Source organism: Sphingomonas sp. GM_Shp_2 (assembly GCF_026540875.1).
Classification (GTDB): Bacteria; Pseudomonadota; Alphaproteobacteria; order Sphingomonadales; family Sphingomonadaceae; genus Sphingomonas; species Sphingomonas carotinifaciens.
In genome coordinates, this window is sequence record NZ_JALNUQ010000028.1 from 16335 (window position 1) to 32763 (window position 16429).

Annotated in this window: 14 protein-coding genes and 1 pseudogene; 6 read left to right on the forward strand and 9 right to left on the reverse strand. The window is 64.5% G+C overall.

Going from position 1 to position 16429, the window contains the following annotated elements; translation table 11 throughout:
• Window positions 1–77: 77 nt before the first annotated feature.
• The 5 genes from OXR08_RS10990 to OXR08_RS11010 all read left to right on the forward strand — a co-directional run bounded on the left by OXR08_RS10990 (window position 78) and on the right by OXR08_RS11010 (window position 6358).
• Complete coding sequence (locus OXR08_RS10990; RefSeq protein ID WP_267349803.1) at window positions 78–584, forward strand: GAF domain-containing protein; 507 nt, start codon at window positions 78–80, stop codon at window positions 582–584.
• The gene (locus OXR08_RS10995) at window positions 581–2635 is read left to right on the forward strand and encodes an EAL domain-containing protein (RefSeq protein WP_267349805.1); all 2055 of its coding nucleotides are present in this window, start codon (window positions 581–583) and stop codon (window positions 2633–2635) included. The genes OXR08_RS10990 and OXR08_RS10995 overlap by 4 nt, the downstream gene beginning before the upstream one ends.
• Before the next feature lie 262 nt (window positions 2636–2897).
• On the forward strand, window positions 2898–4532 hold the full coding sequence (locus OXR08_RS11000) for a catalase (RefSeq protein ID WP_276589446.1): 1635 nt from the start codon (window positions 2898–2900) through the stop codon (window positions 4530–4532).
• Between the two features lie 61 nt (window positions 4533–4593).
• Window positions 4594–5151: an ankyrin repeat domain-containing protein gene (locus OXR08_RS11005; RefSeq protein WP_267349844.1), complete on the forward strand. Its 558-nt coding sequence runs from the start codon at window positions 4594–4596 to the stop codon at window positions 5149–5151.
• 169 nt (window positions 5152–5320) lie between these two features.
• Window positions 5321–6358, forward strand: coding sequence for a DUF4118 domain-containing protein (locus OXR08_RS11010; protein ID WP_267349807.1), 1038 nt, complete (start codon window positions 5321–5323; stop codon window positions 6356–6358).
• Window positions 6359–6807: 449 nt separating this feature from the next.
• Here the strand turns inward: OXR08_RS11010 and OXR08_RS11015 are convergent, their stop codons facing one another.
• Window positions 6808–7506: a pirin family protein gene (locus OXR08_RS11015; RefSeq protein WP_267349809.1), complete on the reverse strand. Its 699-nt coding sequence runs from the start codon at window positions 7504–7506 to the stop codon at window positions 6808–6810.
• 53 nt (window positions 7507–7559) lie between these two features.
• A complete protein-coding gene (locus OXR08_RS11020; RefSeq protein WP_267349811.1) occupies window positions 7560–8258 on the reverse strand; it encodes a pirin family protein in 699 nt (232 codons plus the stop codon).
• A 110-nt stretch (window positions 8259–8368) separates the two neighbouring features.
• Between OXR08_RS11020 and OXR08_RS11025 the strand changes: the two genes are divergently transcribed.
• The gene (locus OXR08_RS11025; RefSeq protein WP_267349813.1) at window positions 8369–9298 is read left to right on the forward strand and encodes a LysR family transcriptional regulator; all 930 of its coding nucleotides are present in this window, start codon (window positions 8369–8371) and stop codon (window positions 9296–9298) included.
• Here the strand turns inward: OXR08_RS11025 and OXR08_RS11030 are convergent.
• The 7 genes and pseudogenes from OXR08_RS11030 to OXR08_RS11060 all read right to left on the reverse strand — a co-directional run bounded on the left by OXR08_RS11030 (window position 9295) and on the right by OXR08_RS11060 (window position 16347).
• Window positions 9295–10665, reverse strand: a complete 1371-nt coding sequence (locus OXR08_RS11030; protein WP_267349815.1) for an alginate export family protein — start codon at window positions 10663–10665, stop codon at window positions 9295–9297. The genes OXR08_RS11025 and OXR08_RS11030 overlap by 4 nt on opposite strands.
• The gene (locus OXR08_RS11035) at window positions 10662–12233 is read right to left on the reverse strand and encodes an MFS transporter (RefSeq protein WP_267349817.1); all 1572 of its coding nucleotides are present in this window, start codon (window positions 12231–12233) and stop codon (window positions 10662–10664) included. Before OXR08_RS11035 ends, OXR08_RS11030 begins: the two co-directional genes overlap by 4 nt.
• On the reverse strand, window positions 12230–12637 hold the full coding sequence (locus tag OXR08_RS11040; RefSeq protein ID WP_267349819.1) for a DoxX family protein: 408 nt from the start codon (window positions 12635–12637) through the stop codon (window positions 12230–12232). Before OXR08_RS11040 ends, OXR08_RS11035 begins: the two co-directional genes overlap by 4 nt.
• A gap of 3 nt (window positions 12638–12640) precedes the next feature.
• Window positions 12641–14575: an amidohydrolase gene (locus OXR08_RS11045; RefSeq protein WP_267349821.1), complete on the reverse strand. Its 1935-nt coding sequence runs from the start codon at window positions 14573–14575 to the stop codon at window positions 12641–12643.
• 32 nt (window positions 14576–14607) lie between these two features.
• Window positions 14608–14769 (reverse strand): annotated as a pseudogene (locus tag OXR08_RS11050) (DUF1427 family protein); the annotation flags it as partial.
• An 18-nt stretch (window positions 14770–14787) separates the two neighbouring features.
• On the reverse strand, window positions 14788–15624 hold the full coding sequence (locus OXR08_RS11055) for an alpha/beta hydrolase (protein WP_267349823.1): 837 nt from the start codon (window positions 15622–15624) through the stop codon (window positions 14788–14790).
• A 66-nt stretch (window positions 15625–15690) separates the two neighbouring features.
• Window positions 15691–16347: a hydrolase gene (locus OXR08_RS11060; RefSeq protein ID WP_267349846.1), complete on the reverse strand. Its 657-nt coding sequence runs from the start codon at window positions 16345–16347 to the stop codon at window positions 15691–15693.
• Between the last annotated feature and the right edge of the window lie 82 nt (window positions 16348–16429).

A 16429-nucleotide genomic window follows, 5' to 3' on the forward strand; every position in this document is an offset into this window, starting at 1 on the left:
CTTATTTCGGTAAGTTAGTCAGCTGTTAGCACACGTTCCCCCATGTAGCGGATTTACTGCGACGATACGGAAAGCCGATGCTCAAATCTCTGTTTCGTGAACACCGCCGTTCCCTGGCGGTTCGCGAATTGACCGGCCCGGACCCGTCGCCGGGGCCGGTTTTCGACCGCTTCGTCAACGCCGCTGCTTCCGCCTTTGCCGCTCCGATGGCGGCGATGTCGCTGATCCATGGTGACAAACAGATTGTCACGGCTGGCCACGGTTTTCCAACAGGCTGCATGCCGCGTGATGAAGGCTTCTGCAGCTATACGCTCGGTTGCGCGAACGTCCTGGAATGCTGTGACCCGCAGCGTGATCCGCGCTTCGCCACGTTGCCTGGCGTCCTCGGGGAACCGCACGTCCGCTATTATATCGGTGCGCGACTACGCCTGCTGAATGGTATCGATGTCGGCGCCCTCTGCGTGGTTGATACGGCCCATCGAGCGCCGGCCTCCAACGATCAAAAAGCCTATCTTCTGGGTCTTGCCCGCCAGGCTGCTATGTCACTGGAAAACCGTCTGGACTTGTGGGGACATGCCGCATGATGCGCGTAGCCTTGTGCATCGCCCAGGAACACGACGCACGGCTCATCGCCTTGGCCTTGTTGGTCTGTCTCATCGGGTCATCGGCGACCATCCAGCTGTTTGGCCGCATCAAATTGGCAAGCGGCAAAAGCCGGCTGGGCTGGGTGTTGCTGGCGGCCGTCGCCACAGGGACCATGGTCTGGGCCACGCACTTCGTTGCGATGATGGCTTTTCGTGCTCACGCGCCGGTCGTGCTTGATCCCCTGCTGACGCTCCTGTCGCTGCTCGCCGCTATCGGGCTGGCGGTACCCGGTCTGGCCGCTGCCGCCTCGCGCAAGCGATGGGGCGGCCTCGCCGGAGGCGGCATCGTCGGGATTGCCATCTCGCTTATGCATTACCTGGGCATGGCCGCTTACCGGGTCGACGGCATCGTAATCTGGGCCTGGGGCTATGTCGTGGCATCGGTGCTGCTGTCAGTCGCACTCGGCGCGCTCGCTTTCCACCTGCTGACCACGCGCCGGCCATGGCGGCGAATACACGCGGTATTACTATTGAGCCTCGCCGTCGCTGCGCTGCATTTCACAGGCATGGCGGCAATGAGCATCACCGTGCTGAAGCTGGGCGATGGTCTGTCTGACCTGACAATGGTTGGCCTTGCCATTGCCACGGCCGTTGCATCACTCATCATCGTCGGCTGCGCAGCGATAAGTGCCCTGATCGACGGCCATACGCAAAGCGAGTCCTACCGCCGCTTGCGTCGCATGGCGTTGCATGACGGCCTCACCGATCTACCAAATCGCATGAGCTTTATCGAAGAGTTGGAGCGTCGTTTCCTGGTGAAGGGCGGCTATGCCTGCATGGCCGTCGTCATGATGGACCTTTCCCGCTTCAAGGTGGTCAACGACACCTACGGGCACCAGGCCGGCGACCAGCTTCTGATGGCGCTGGCCGCCCGGTTGACGGCCCTTTTGAAGCCCGAGGAATGTGTCGGGCGGTTGGGCGGCGACGAGTTTGCCGCGATCATATCCTATGACGAACCACAAGATCTCACCGATTTCCTTGACCGCCTACGCACCGCCTTTGTTGCGCCGTTCGTGTTCGATCGGTTCACCGCTGCGATCGGTGCCAACATCGGTGTCGCTCTGGCGGTGCATGACGGTTTCGATGCCGATGCCTTGCTCGCGAAAGCTGATCTGGCGATGTACCGGGCAAAGTCCGCCCATTCAGCAGAACCGTGCTTCTACGACGCCGAAATGGACGATGCCGCGCGTATCCGGCGCGAGCTTGTCGCCGACCTTCGGACCGCGATAGAAACCGAAGCGTTCGAGCTTCATTTCCAGGTACAGGCCGCGGTCGCGACCGGGGAGATTACGGGCTACGAAGCGCTGGTGCGCTGGCACCATCCGGCCAGGGGCATGATTTCGCCTGCGGCCTTTATCCCGCTGGCCGAAGAAAGCGGCGAGATCGTGCCGCTCAGCATCTGGATCTTGCGTCGAGCCTGCTTCGAAGCGGCGTTGTGGCCGGACCAGCATAATGTGTCGGTGAACCTGTCACCGAAACATCTGAGTGATCCGCGCCTCATCGATACCGTTCGTGCCGCGCTGGCTGACAGCGGATTACCAGCCGGACGCCTGACCTTGGAACTGACAGAAAGTGCGATCATCCATGATCGCCGCTTCGCGCTCGCACAACTCCGCGCGCTGAAAGCCATGGGAATAGCCATAGCGCTGGACGATTTCGGCGTTGGTTACTCCTCGCTCGATGTTCTGCGATCGGTGCCGTTCGACTGCATCAAGCTCGATGCATCATTCGTTGCCGAGATCGAGCATGACGAGCAGGCCGTATCGATCCTGCGATCGGTGGCCAGCCTTGGTGCCACGCTGCAAATGCGGGTCCTGGCGGAAGGCATCGAAGAGCCTTCGCAGCTTTCGATCGTCGCGCGTGAGGGATGCTCTGCGATACAAGGGTATCTCATCGGGCGGCCGTCGCGCACCTTGGCCGATCCCGAGAGCATCAGGCAGACGATGATGCTGAAGCCCCGTTCAATCTCGGCCATCACCTCCGCAGCCTGAAATCATCCCGTTATCAAAGCCACCCCTCAAACATGGCGGTCGGGCCGGCTGTGCGGCTTAGCTCAACCGCCAGCCGACTCGATCACTGTCATGAAAACCGCTCGTTTGGCTCCGTCCCTTCTCTCGTCCAGAGGCGCGGCCCTTCCGCACGATGCGTGTGGAAGAGCCGTCATACGGCGCAGAATAACAAGGGGTTTAGATGACAAGACCGACGAAGCGCCAAGTCTTGGCGGTCGCACTTGGAGCCGTTTCCGCAGCCGCTATGGCGCATCCCGCTGGGGCGCAAATGGTGGCACCAGCTGACACCCAGGCGGAAACACGCATGACAACAACCGCGGCGCCTGTCAGCGCTAACAAGCCCCTGCTTGCCCAGGCCGGCGTCACCGGCACCGTGGATGCCAAAGGCGATGTTGGCAGTGCTTCTGCACCGCAGATGACCCACGACAACGGGGCGCCGATCGGCGAGAATCGCAATTCGAAGGCTGTCGGTGACCTCGGCCCCGTGCTGCTGGAGGACACCACTCTGATCGAGAAGCTGGCACGCTTCGACCGTGAGCGAGTGCCGGAACGCGTCGTGCACGCGCGCGGCACTGGTGCACACGGTGTGTTCTCCGCGACCGCGGACATTTCAAACCTCACCAGCGCTTCGCTGTTCGTGCCTGGCAAGCAGACACCGGTCTTTGTCCGCTTCTCCACGGTGATCCATCCCTCGGGCAGCCCGGAGGGGATGCGCGATCCACGCGGCTTTGCGACTAAATTCTACACTGATCAGGGCAACTGGGATCTGGTCGGTAACAACCTGCCCATCTTCTTCATTCGCGATGCGATCCAGTTCCCGGACATGATCCACTCGCTGAAGCCGTCGCCGGTCACGAACAAGCAGGATCCGAACCGCTTCTTCGACTTCTTCTCGGCTACGCCCGAGGCGACGAACATGCTGACGCATGTCTACTCAAACCTCGGCACGCCCGCCTCGTACCGCACCATGGACGGTAACGGCGTCCATGCCTTCAAGCTGGTCAATGCCAAGGGTGAGACGATCTTTGCGAAGTTCCGCTGGATCAGCCGCCAAGGCGTGCGCAACCTGAACGGGCCGCAGGTGGCGACCGCCTCGTGGAACTACCTGACCGACGATCTGTACGGCGAGATCGCCAAGGGAAATCACCCTGTCTGGGACCTGATGGTGCAAACCATGAAGCCGTCGGATTTCGCTAAGCTCGACTACAACCCGTTTGACGACACCAAGGAGTGGCTGGGCGTGCCGTTCCGCAAGATCGGCGAGATGACACTAAACAAGGTGCCGACGAACTTCTTTGAATATACCGAGCAGTCTGCCTTTGCGCCTGCCAACATGGTACCAGGGATCGAGGCATCGCCCGATCGCATGCTCCAGGGGCGACTATTCTCCTATTCGGATACGCAGCGCTATCGCATCGGTGCCAACGTCATGCAGCTGCCGGTGAACCGGCCGCTTGCGCCCGTCCTAAACAATTATCAGGACGGTCAGCTCGACCAGGCCACCCGCACCTCGGACGTCAACTACTTCCCGGCCGCAACCGCTGCGAAGGCGACAGAAGCTCGTTTCCGGGCAGCACCCTACGTGGTGGATGCAACGGTGGACGCGAAACCGATCGCCAAGACGAACAACTTCGCGCAGGCCGGCCGCTTCTACCGAGCGCTGAAGGATCAGGACAAAGCAGACCTGATCGCGAATTTGGCGGGTGACTTGAATGTCGTGACCTCGGCTCGCACCAAGACGATCATGGTCAGCTACTTCTACCAGGCGGATAAGGATTTTGGCTCCCGCCTTGCAACCGCAGTGCAGGTGCCGATCGTCGACGTGACGCGTGCGGTCACTGAATACCGCGCGGCTAACCCCGACCAGAACGCCCGCTGATCAAAAGGCGTGGGTGGGATCGTTAGCCGCCCACGCCTGCCAACCTTCAGGAACGACGATGATCACCTTTTTGACAGCGCTGTATGCTGCGGCGCTCAACCAGGCCGTGGCCGCCGAACGCGTGCCAGTCGCGCTGCCATCTCCAGAACGCCGCCAGCATCTGCTATTCGAGGCCGCCAAGCTGGGTCGCGCCGACATGATCGATCCGTTGGTAAAGGCAGGGGTCGACATCAATGCTTATGACGATCGTGGTTTCACGCCGCTGATCCTGGCGGCCTATAACGGTCAACTCTCCACCGTGGACGCGCTGATGGCGCAGGGTGCGGACGCCTGCCGCCCCGATCGTGACCAGGGGAATACGGCGCAGATGGGCGTCGCCTTCAAGGGCGAGGATGCGGTTGCCGCGCGTCTCTTAAAAGCCGGGTGTGACGTCAATGCCCGTAACAAGGCCGGGCAAACCGCGCTGATGATGGCATCACTGTTCAACCGTACGCGCCAGGTCGACATGCTTTTGGCCGCTGGCGCGGACCGGGCGGCACGAGATGCAGCAGGGCGTACTGCAGGGTCAGTTGCAGCCGATCAGGGCAATGATCCAATGGCACGTCGTATTGCTCAATAAGCGGCAACTGACACCCCATCCTGCGTAACAAGGTGAAGTTCGAGGCTTGAACGTTCTTCCATCCACGACGCCCGTCACAAGTCGGATGAAGGCGACGGAGTGTCGGGAATTGCAACCGCCCGCGTGATCGCGCAGGGGTAGGTGGCAACAAAGGGGTGCGTAGGGCAAGATGAGGATAAAGCGTCGTGTTCTGGAGCAGTTGCCGCTGCTTCAGGAGCGTCAAGCGCTGGCCTATGCAACAGCGCTGCTGCTGGCTGCCCTGGCATGGTGGATCCGTTGGGAATTGGATTACGCGTTTCCCCCAGGCTTTCCCTACCTGACATTCTTTCCGGCCGTCATTGTCACGTCTTTCCTGTTTGGGCGGGGGCCTGGAACGCTGTCGGCGATCGTTTGTGGCTTTTTGGCTTGGTACTTCTTCATACCACCGGCTTACACATTCGATTTCACGGGACGTACGCTCGTGGCGCTCGGCTTCTACGCTGGTGTTGTTGCGGTCGATATCGGCCTTATACATGCCATGCAGCGTGCTAATCAGCGATCTTCACGCTTGGCGGCAGAGCAGCAGCACTTGGCGCAACGGACAGAGCTGCTCTTCAGTGAGCTACAGCACCGGGTATCCAACAACATCCAGATGGTCGGCGCCATGCTGTCACTGCAGCAACGCCAGGTTATCGATCCAACAGCGCGATTGGTTCTCGCCGACGCCTCAACCAAACTTCAGCTCATTGGTCGCATTCAGCGGCAGCTGTATTCGACGGCAGGTGAGCAGGTACCTCTCGATGTATTCCTGCGCGACCTTATGGCGGATCTATCTGCCGCAGACAGCAAGCCGGGCATTGTACACCAGATCCATGCAGAGTCTGGGATCCTTCTTGCTCCCGATGCAGCAATCCCCCTTGCCCTCATTATGGCGGAAGGCATTGCCAACGCAATGGAACATGGCTTCGCCCGCCAGGATGTTGGCGTGATCACGGTCAGCCTTGCTCGTCAAGATGGGGTAATAGAGCTTTGTGTCCTTGACGATGGTGCTGGTTTGCCGTCGGGCTTCGATTTGAATCATTCGAAAAGTCTGGGCCTGAAAGTCGTGAGCAGCCTTGCTAGACAAATGGGAGCACAGCTCACCATCGAAAATCACGCGCCGTCTGGAACCGCGCTTCGCCTGACCCTACACGACAATATCCAGAGATGGGGTGCGCTAAAAAATTGATCATTTATTGAAAACGCTTGCAAAGTTAACTCTCCGGATAAGCCTATTCATCAAGGCATATTGGCAGTCTGACCCACAAGACGACATTCAGCAGTCGTTACGCGCTTCCAAACATCAGACGTTCGTTCATGTCCGTTCGCCGCCTCGATGAGCGGCCGTTAGAATGAGACAAAGTGGGACATTGCTGCCGTTCGCAAGCCGCTCACCGAATGGCAGAGTTTAACAGAAGCCGACATTCTGTGTTCGCCCGACCAAACCCCCATATCGACTGCTACTGGGCCGGGAGCCGACCGGCGGCTTTCCAGTCGAGAATCGTAGAAAGCAGCCGCCGCTGGGCGCTTCGAGCGGGCGGGGGCTGCCGACCAGATCTCGTTGCCTGATCAATCGAATGATCTCACAAGCTGCGATCTGTAGGTGCGAAGGCCACATTTCACGGCAAAGCTGTCTGATCAAGGCAGATCGATGAGCAGCACCTCTGCTTGAGTTTCAGCTTCGATCGTCAACATCTCCTCTCCCGTCATTGCAGCGCCGTCGCCCTCGCGCATTTCGGTTCCATTCAGGCCAATTATGCCGCTAAGGATCTGCACCCAGTAGCCACGCGCAGGCGACAACGGCCGCTCCAGTGCCGCATCCCAGTCGAGGCGGGCCAGTTCCATCTGCGCGTCCTGGTGCAACGCCAGCGAGTGCTCGCTGCCATCCGCACTGGCGATCCGCACCCATTGATTGCGCCGTTCCTCCCGTGGGAAGGCGCGTTGCTCGTAGGAGGGCACGCCGCCGCGCGCTTGCGGGATGATCCAGATCTGCAGCGCGTGCGCACGTTCGTCGCCGCTGGGGTTCAACTCGCTATGGAGGATACCGGTGCCAGCGCTCATCCGCTGCACCTCTCCGGCGCGGATCCAGCGCTCGTTGCCGAGGCTGTCGCGGTGCGCAATCGTGCCCTTCAGCACGATCGTCACAATCTCTATGTCCTGGTGGCTGTGCTCGGGAAAGCCGACGCCCGGCATCACGATATCCTCGTTGAGCACGCGCAGGTCGCGAAAGCCCATATGCCGCGGATCATGGAAATCGGCGAAGGAGAAGGTGTGATAGGCATCGACCATCGCACCGCGATGCCGGCCGCGCGCGTTGCGGTCGCGAAACTGAATCATCGTTTCTTCTCCTTCAGGAAAGGCGCGCGCCGGTTCCCCAACGCGCGTCCCATTCAAGCGGCGTCCACCATCACGATCTCGGCGTCGTTGATCGCGGTGACGGTCAGCACCTCCACATCGCGGATCGCCGCGCCGTCGCGGGCATTCACCCGCATGCCGTCGATCTCGACCGCGCCGGTCGCCGGCACCAGATACGCCTTGCGATTCTTGCCGAGCGGGTACTGCGCCGTCTCGCCGGCCTTGATCGTCGCACCGACCACCCGCGCATCGGTGCGGATCGGCAGCGCCTCGTGGTCGCCCTCATAGCCGCTGGCAAGTGTCACGAACTGCCCGGCGCGCTCGCCCTTGGGGAAGGGCTTGGCGCCCCATTGCGGCGCGTCGCCGCTCCGGGTGGGGACGATCCAGATCTGGAAGATCCTAGTCGTTATGTCCTCTAAATTATATTCGGAGTGGCGCACGCCGGTACCCGCGCTCATCACCTGGACGTCCCCGGCCTCGGTGCGGCCCTTGTTGCCCAGGCTGTCCTGGTGGGTGATCGCGCCCTCGCGAACATAGGTGATGATCTCCATGTCGCGATGCGGGTGTGGCGGAAAGCCGGTCCCCGGCGCGATCGTGTCGTCGTTCCACACGCGCAGATTGCCCCAGCTGGTACGGGCGGGATCGTGATATTCGGCGAAGGAGAAATGGTGCTTGGCATCGAGCCAGCCATGGTTGGCGCCGCCGAGGGTGTCGAAGGGGCGAAGGTCGATCATCGAGAGTCTCCGGGGCCGGCGGGGGCGCCGGCGTCTGCTCTCATCTGGCGCTTGCAGCGCGTTCCAGTCAGAGGGATAAAGTCGACCAATTCGTTCGAGAGAGTTGAATAGTGAGCAATCCGGGCACGCCGACCTTCGATCAGCTGCGCATCTTCCTCGCCATCGTCGACGAGGGCAGCTTCGCCGCGGCCGGGCGCAAGCTCAATCGCGCGGTGTCGGTCATCAGCTATGGCATCGTCAATCTAGAGGCGCAACTCGGCCTGACGCTGTTCGAGCGCGAAGGGACGCGCAAGCCTAGGCTCACCGTCGCCGGCCGCGCGGTGCTGGCCGAGGCGCGGTCGGTGGGCGAAGGGATCGACGGGCTGCGCGCCAAGGTGCGCGGGCTGATCGAGGGGCTCGAGGCCGAGGTCGATCTCGCCGTCGATGTGATGCTGCCGACCGAGCGGCTGGGCAGGATCCTGCGCGAGTTCGCGCGCGAATTTCCCACCGTGTCGCTGCGGCTGCATGTAGAGGCGCTCGGCGCAGTCGCGGCGATGGTACTCGATCGCACCGCGGTGCTCGGCCTGTCCGGCCCACTCGCCGCCGGGGTGGACGGTATCGAGTGCGTCGCGGCGGGCTCGGTGCCGATGGTGCCGGTGGCGGCACCGGATCATCCACTCGGGCGAATGGAGGCGATCCCGCCGGGCGCCGCGCGCGGCCATACCCAGCTCGTCCTCACCGATCGCTCGCGCTTCACCGAGGGCCAGGATTTCTCGGTGATGAGCCACAAAACCTGGCGGCTCGCCGATCTCGGCGCCAAGCACGCGCTGCTGCGCGAGGGGATCGGCTGGGGCAACATGCCGCTGCCAATGATCGAGGGCGATCTGATCGCGGGCACGCTGGTGCGCCTCGTCATGCCCGATCATCGCGGCGGCACCTATCGCTTCGGCGCGATCTGGCGGCGCGACACGCCACCTGGTCCTGCTGCCGCCTGGCTGCTCGACCAGTTCGTCGCGCTTGGCAAGAACGATGCCGAGCTTGCCGAGCTTAGTGACATCTAGAAGCGGAACATCGCCTCAGCACCGAGCAAGTGGATCGGCTTGGCCGGACCGGTCTCGCGCAGGAAGTCGCCCGGCGCGAACAGCGAGGCGGAGACCGAGAAGGAGAGGATCGTGCTCGCCTGCCAGCCGAGCAGCAGTTCGACTTGGTTGCCGATATGGCGTGCGTCGCTGCCGCCGGCGAGGCGGATCAGCTGGCCGGGAACGTCGTACACGCCGTCGCCACGGCGCGCGCGCCAATAGGCGACGCCGGCAAGCTCGGCGGTGATGCCGCGGCCGAGATCGACATCGACGCTCGGGTGGAGGTTGACGATGTTGCGCGGGCCGATCGGCGATAGCTCGCCGAAATACTTGCCCTTGGGGAACAGCGCGTTGAACGTGCCGAGCGTGGCGTCGCCGGTGTCACGGTCGCCGCTGGCGAGGTTGGCGCGCAGCCGCAGGCGCGGGGCGAGCGGCGCCCGGGTAAAGGCATAAGCGGTCTCGCTGGCGATCGACCAGGCGCGGATCTCCGCCCCGCCGAAGCGGCCGCGCTGAAGCATCGCTTCCCAGTCCCAGCTAAGGTCGCCATGGCTGCCGAACAGGCGGGCGCCATAGGTGTCGCGCCGCTCGCGTGCGGTGACCTCGGCGAAACGGGCGTCATCATTGCCGTAGCGCAGCCAATAGAGGTCGGCCTTGACGCCACTGGCGAGCGGCAGCGTCGCGTAGATCCCGTCAAGCCGGCGGGTTTGGGAGGTGCGGTCGTCGAAGTCGCCGGGACCGACCGCCACCGGCTTCAGGTGGAGCGCTTGGAGCTGCGCGCCGCCGTGGTCGAGCATCAGCCGAACGCCGTCAAACGCCTGAGGAATGTTGGGACCGTAGCGCAGCCCGACCAGCCGCTCCGAGCCGAGCGCGATCAGCTCGCGCCCGCCGCGCAGCGTCACCCTGGTGCGGTCGCCGAGCGGCAGCGCCAGGTCTGCAAAGCCCTGGAGCAAGTCGATCCCGGTTTCGTCGGCCGGACCCGCGCCGGCCCCGACGCCGACCGCATAGCCGGCGATGCCCTGGACGAAGGCGCGGACCGGGCCGGCATGGACGTCGGCGAGCGGCAGTAGCCGCAGCCACAGATAGCCGTCGTCGGGTGCCGGCGGCAGGCCCCAGAGATTGTTGTCGAAGCCTTCGTAGCGAGCGCGCGCCTCGGCGCCGAGGGTGAGGCTGAAGGTGCCGTCGCGGTCGAGCGGACGATCCTTGAGCCGGTGCCACCAATCGGCGTCGCGGTTGGGCGCGTTGCGCAGCTGCGACCAGTCCTCGTCATAGCGCAGATTGGTCTGCTCGACCTGCGCCGCGGCGGGCAGCGACAGGCCGAGCAGGGCGGCGAGACACAGTGCGCGGATCATCGCGCGATCAGGTGGCGGACTAGCGGCGGGGTGGCGTCGCGCTGGAAGGCGCGGACGGCATCCTGCTGGACGCGATCGGCATTGGTCACCCGATCGTGCTGGCGGAGATGCTCGAGCCAGCTCTCGACGGTGAAGGTCTCGAGAACCAGGCCGGGCTCGGCCGCATCCTCGTACAACCCCCAATGGATCGCGCCGTCACGCCGGCGGATGCGGCGCATGTCCTGCATCGCGGCGAAGAACTCAGACACCTGCGCCGGATCAATGCAATATTCGATGGTGATCAGCACCGGGCCGCGATCATGCTCGACATCGCCCTCGACCAGTGGCGCCGGCCAGTGCAGCGACGGCGCGAGGTCGAGCTTGGCCATGCTGTCGAGTGGGAAGCGAAGGGCGAGCACCAGCGTCACGCCCACCAGGATCGCCGCGGCGAGTAGGAGCGTAGTCGGCACGCCGGCATGGCTGGCGACGCTGCCCCACAGGGTCGATCCGGCGGTCATCGATCCCTGGAAAACGAGCAGGTAGATCGCCAGCGCGCGCGCCTTGACCCAGCCCGGCGAGCTCGCCTGCGCGCCGCCGTTGAGCGAGGCCATCATCGCAATCCAGGCGAAGCCGCCTGCCATGAGCGCTGCCGCTGCGGTCGCGAAGCTGTGCGCGAGCGCGAGGCCGACCATTGCCAGCGCAAGCAGCAGCGAGGCCGCCACCGTGGTGCGGTTCGCGCCGAGCCGCCCGCGCAGCCGCGGCATCAGCACCGCGCCTGCGATCGCGCCCAGCCCCATGAAGGTGAGCAGCCCGCCATAGCCGGCCGGTCCGAGGCCGAGATCGCGCCGGGCGATCACCGGCAGCAGCGCCCACAGCGCGCTGGCGAACAGGAAGAAGCCGACGGAGCGGATCAGCACCGTCTTCAGCTCGGGCGCGCGAAGCGCGTAGCGCAGGCCAGCGCGCATCGCGCCGACGAAATGCTCGGCGGGCAGATGCCGCTGTGGCACGTCTCGCTTCCAACGATAGATAACGGCGATGACGCCGAACACCGAGACGGCGTTCAAGGCGAAGACCGCGCCGGTACCGGCGGCGGCGATGATGACGCCGCCCAGCGCCGGGCCGATCGCGCGGGCGATGTTGACGCCCAGGCTGTTGAGCGCGACCGCCTGTTGCAGCGCCTTGCCCGGCACCAGCTCGGGGACGATCGCCTGGAAAGTCGGCGCAGACAGTGCCGCGCCGACGGCAATCGCGGCGGTGAGCGCCAGCAGCAGCGGCGCGGTGGTCAGGCCGCCGAGGGTGGCAAGGGCGAGCAAGGCAGTAGCGACAAGGCCAAATAATTGCGCGCCGATCAGCAGCTTGCGCCGATCGACGATGTCGGCGAGCGCGCCGGCGGGCAGCGCGAGGAGGAACATCGGCAAGGTGGTCGCGGCCTGCACCAGCGCCACCATCAGCGGGTTGGCGGACAGCGAGGTCATCAGCCAGCCGGCGCCGACATCGTGCATCCAAGTGCCGACGTTGGAGACAATCGTGGCGATCCACAGTGCGCGGAAGACGGGGCTGGAGAGCGGCTTCTCGATCTGGTCGGTCATCGTGTCTTCTCCCGCACGATCGCCGCGAGCATCAGCCCGCCGATCAGCCCGGCATGTTCAAGGAAGCTATTGCGTTCATGGAAGCGCGCCATGGGATCGGCGACGGTCCAGAACGGGTGGGCGATCAGCGTGGCGATTGTGGTGAAGACGCCAAGCGCGCCGGCGCCGAGCCAGGCGAGCCTCCCGGCGATCACCAGCAGCGCCCCGCCGACCTGCACCAGGATCGTCAGCGCGACGATCGCCGCGGCGGGGTGCAGGCCGAAATGCTCGGCCTCCGCCAGCGCACCGGAGAGGTCGACCAGCTTGGCCAAGCCGCTGGTCCAGTAAGGCAGGGTCAGCAACGTGGCGGCGGCGATGGCGAACCGCTGGTCGCGCAGCACGGGGGCGAAAGGGTCGGTCGTCATGGCTCAGACCGCCCAGCAGCCGCAGCCGAACGCGCCCCAGAAGCTCTGGACGTCGGCGGCGGGGACGTTGGCGCCCAGCGCCGCGGCATGATCGTGGCCGTGGACGTTGCAGGCCGTGGCGCAGCCGCAGGCGGAGGCGAGCTTCTGCGCGGTTTGCGGCTCACGATAATAGCCGTCGAACGTGGCAACGGGCGACCAGTCAGGCATCGGCCTGGGCAGCGCCGGGGCGATGGCGCTGTAATCGCCTTCGCCATGCACCACCTTGCCGCCGAGGACAGTGAGGACGGATCGCAGGTGGGCGATGTCGCCTTCCGCAACGCCGAAATAGTCGTCCGAGAGCAAGGCGAGATCGGCGAGCTGGCCGGCCTTGATCTGGCCCTTCTTGCCAACCTCGTTGGAGAACCAGGTGTTGCGCTCGGTCCAGAGGCGCAGCGCGGTCTCGCGGTCTATACGGTTGCGCACCGGATAAAGCGACAGACCGCCGACGGTCTTGCCGGTGACCAGCCACGACAGCGAGACCCAGGGATTGTAGCTCGCCACGCGGGTGGCGTCGGTGCCGGCGCCGACCGGCACGCCGGCCTCCATCATGCGGCGGATCGGCGGCGTCGCCTCGGCCGCCTTGGCGCCGTAGCGCTCGACGAAGTACTCGCCCTGGAACGCCATGCGGTGCTGCACGGCGATGCCGCCGCCGAGCGCGGCGATGCGGTCGATGTTGCGATGGCTGATCGTCTCGGCATGGTCGAAGAACCAGTTGAGGCCCTGGAGCGGAATGTCGCGATTGACCTTCTCGAACACGTCGAGCGCGCGGCCGATCGTCTGGTCGTAAGTGGCGTGGAGGCGCCACGGCCAGCGGCGCTCGGCGAGCAGACGGATGACGGGTTCGAGATCGCCCTCCATCGACGGCGGCATGTCGGGACGCTCGACGCGGAAATCCTCGAAGTCGGCGGCGGAATAGACGAGCATCTCGCCCGCGCCATTGTGGCGGTAGGTGTCGTCGCCGTCGCCCGGCTTCACCTTGGTCGACCAAGTGGCGAAGTCCTTGAGTTCCTCCTTGGGCTTCTGCGTGAACAGATTGTACGCGATGCGCACCGTCAGCTGATCGTCCGCGTGCAGCTTCTCGATGATCTGATAATCGTCGGGGTAGTTCTGATAGCCACCGCCGGCGTCGATAACGCTGGTAACGCCGAGCGAGTTCAGCTCGCGCATGAAGTGGCGGGTCGAGTTGAGCTGGTACTCCTCCGGCAGCTTTGGCCCCTTGGCGAGCGTCGCGTAGAGGATCGTCGCGTTGGGCTGGGCGAGCAGCAGCCCGGTCGGATTGCCCGCCGCATCGCGCACGATCTCGCCGCCCGGCGGGTTGGGCGTGTCCCTGGTATAGCCCACCGCACGCAGCGCGGCGGCGTTGAGCAAAGCGCGATCGTAGAGGTGGAGGATGAACACCGGCGTGTCGGGCGCGGCGGCGTTGATCTCCTCGATCGTCGGCAGGCGCTTTTCGGCGAACTGATGCTCGGTGAAGCCGCCGACGACGCGCACCCATTGCGGGGGCGGCGTGTTCTCCGCCTGACGCTTCAACATTGCCATGGCGTCGGCGAGCGAGGGTACGCCCTCCCAGCGCAGCTCCATGTTATAGTTCAGCCCGCCGCGAATGACGTGGATGTGGCTGTCGATCAGGCCGGGGATCAGGCGGCGGCCCCTGGCGTCGATCACCTGCGGCGTGCCGCGGGTGGCTGCGCGCACCTCGGCCTCGCTGCCGACGCTGAGGAACTTGCCGTCGCGGATTGCGACTGCCTGGGCGACCGGGTTCGATCGATCGAGCGTCGTCACCTTGGCGTTGGTGATGATGAGGTCTGGCTGCTGCGACATGGCAAGGCTTTCGGTGGCTGAAATCAGGGCGGTGCCGGCGGCGCCGGCCAGGAGGCCGCGGCGGGTGAGATCGGTCATGGTCGTGGCTCCGGCCGGGTGATCGCGGGAGTATCGATGAGGCGCCGTGCGAGCGGCACGATCTGCTCGCCGGCGAGGATGCCGGCGAGCCCGATCAGCGCGACGACTGGCGGCGCGGGGGAACGGACGTCGATCAGGGTGTAGATAACGCCGATCAGCAGCCCGGCGCCAAGCGAAAGGATGTAAGGCTTCATGGCGCCGTTCCCCTCTTCTCAGCCGCGTATGAAGGCGAGCAGGTCGGCGTTCAGCACGTCCGCGTTCACCGTCAGCATGCCGTGCGAGAAGCCGGGATAGATCTTCAGCGTCGCGTTGGGCGCGATGTCGGCCGAGAGGACGCCGGCGTTCTGATACGGCACGACCTGATCATCATCGCCGTGGAGGACGAGCGTCGGCACGGTGAGCGCCTTGAGATCGTCGGTCTGGTCGGTCTCCGAGAAGGCCTTGATGCCCTGATAATGGGCGAGAGCGCTGCCCATCATGCCCTGACGCCACCAATTTTCGACCACCGCCGACTTCACGTCGGCGCCTTCACGGTTGAAGCCGTAGAACGGGCCGGCCGCGACATCGTGGAAGAATTGCGCGCGGTTCGCAGCAAGTGCCGAGCGGAAGCCGTCGAACACCTCGATTGGCAGGCCGCCGGCGTAACGATCGGTCTTCGCCATGATCGGCGGCACCGCGCTGACCAGCACCGCCTTGGCAACGCGGCCCTCGGGGATGCCGTGGCGGGCGACATAGGCCGCCACCTCGCCGCCACCGGTGGAGTGGCCGATGTGGATGGCGTTGCGCAGATCGAGGTGCTCGGCGACCGCGGCGGCGTCGGCGGCATAGGTCGCCATGTCATGGCCGTGATCGACCTGTGCCGAGCGGCCGTGCCCGCGGCGATCGTGCGCGACGACGCGGAAGCCCTGTTCGAGGAAGAACAGCATCTGCGCGTCCCAGTCGTCGGACGACAGCGGCCAGCCGTGGTGGAACATGATCGGCTGTGCGTCCTTGGGACCCCAGTCCTTGAAGAAGATTTCGGTGCCGTCCTGCGCGGTGATCGTGCTCATCAGAATGTCCTTTTCAATGGTGTCGAAAGGAACGGCCGACCCGCGGTCGAGTCGGCCGCGTAACGATCAATGCGCGCCTTCGGAGGCGTTGAACATCGTCTTGGCGTAGGTGATGCCTAGGCCGTAGGCGCCGCCCCACTTGCGGGCGATGCCGGTGGTCATGTCGTAGGTCTCGCCACGTGCCCAATCGCGCTGGAGCTCGAGCAGATACTGAAGCGCGGTGATCGGGCGGGCGCCGGCCTGGACCATGCGCTCGACGGCGCGCTCATGCGCTTCCGGCGAGATGTCGCCGCTGGCGTCGGTGATGACATAGACTTCGAAGCCCTGGTCGAGCGCGGAGAGCGCGGGACCGACGATGCAGACGCTGGTCCAAAGCCCGGCGAGGACGATGCGGCCCTTTCCGATGCGATTGACCTCCTCGATGACGGCTTCGTCTTCCCAGGTGTTCATGCTGGTGCGGTCGAGCAGCTTCTGCCCCGGGAAGGGCGCGTTGATCTCGTCGAACATCGGGCCGGAGAAGCTCTTCTCCGCGACAGTGGTGAGGATGGTGGAGACGCCGAAGCCGGCCGCCGCCTGCGACACGAGCGCGGCGTTGTTGCGGAGCAGCTCGGGCGCGATCGACTTGGTGGCGAAGGCCATCTGCGACTGGAAGTCGATCAGGATCAAAGTGTGATCGGTCGGCGTGAGGAGGGTCGAACCGGCGGTGGCAGTGGCGGTAGTCATGGTTATTTTCCCTTCTTGGTGTTGATCGTGGGCAGCGATTGCGTGGACGATAGGCACGTCCGTTCACCCGGGTTATCCGGAT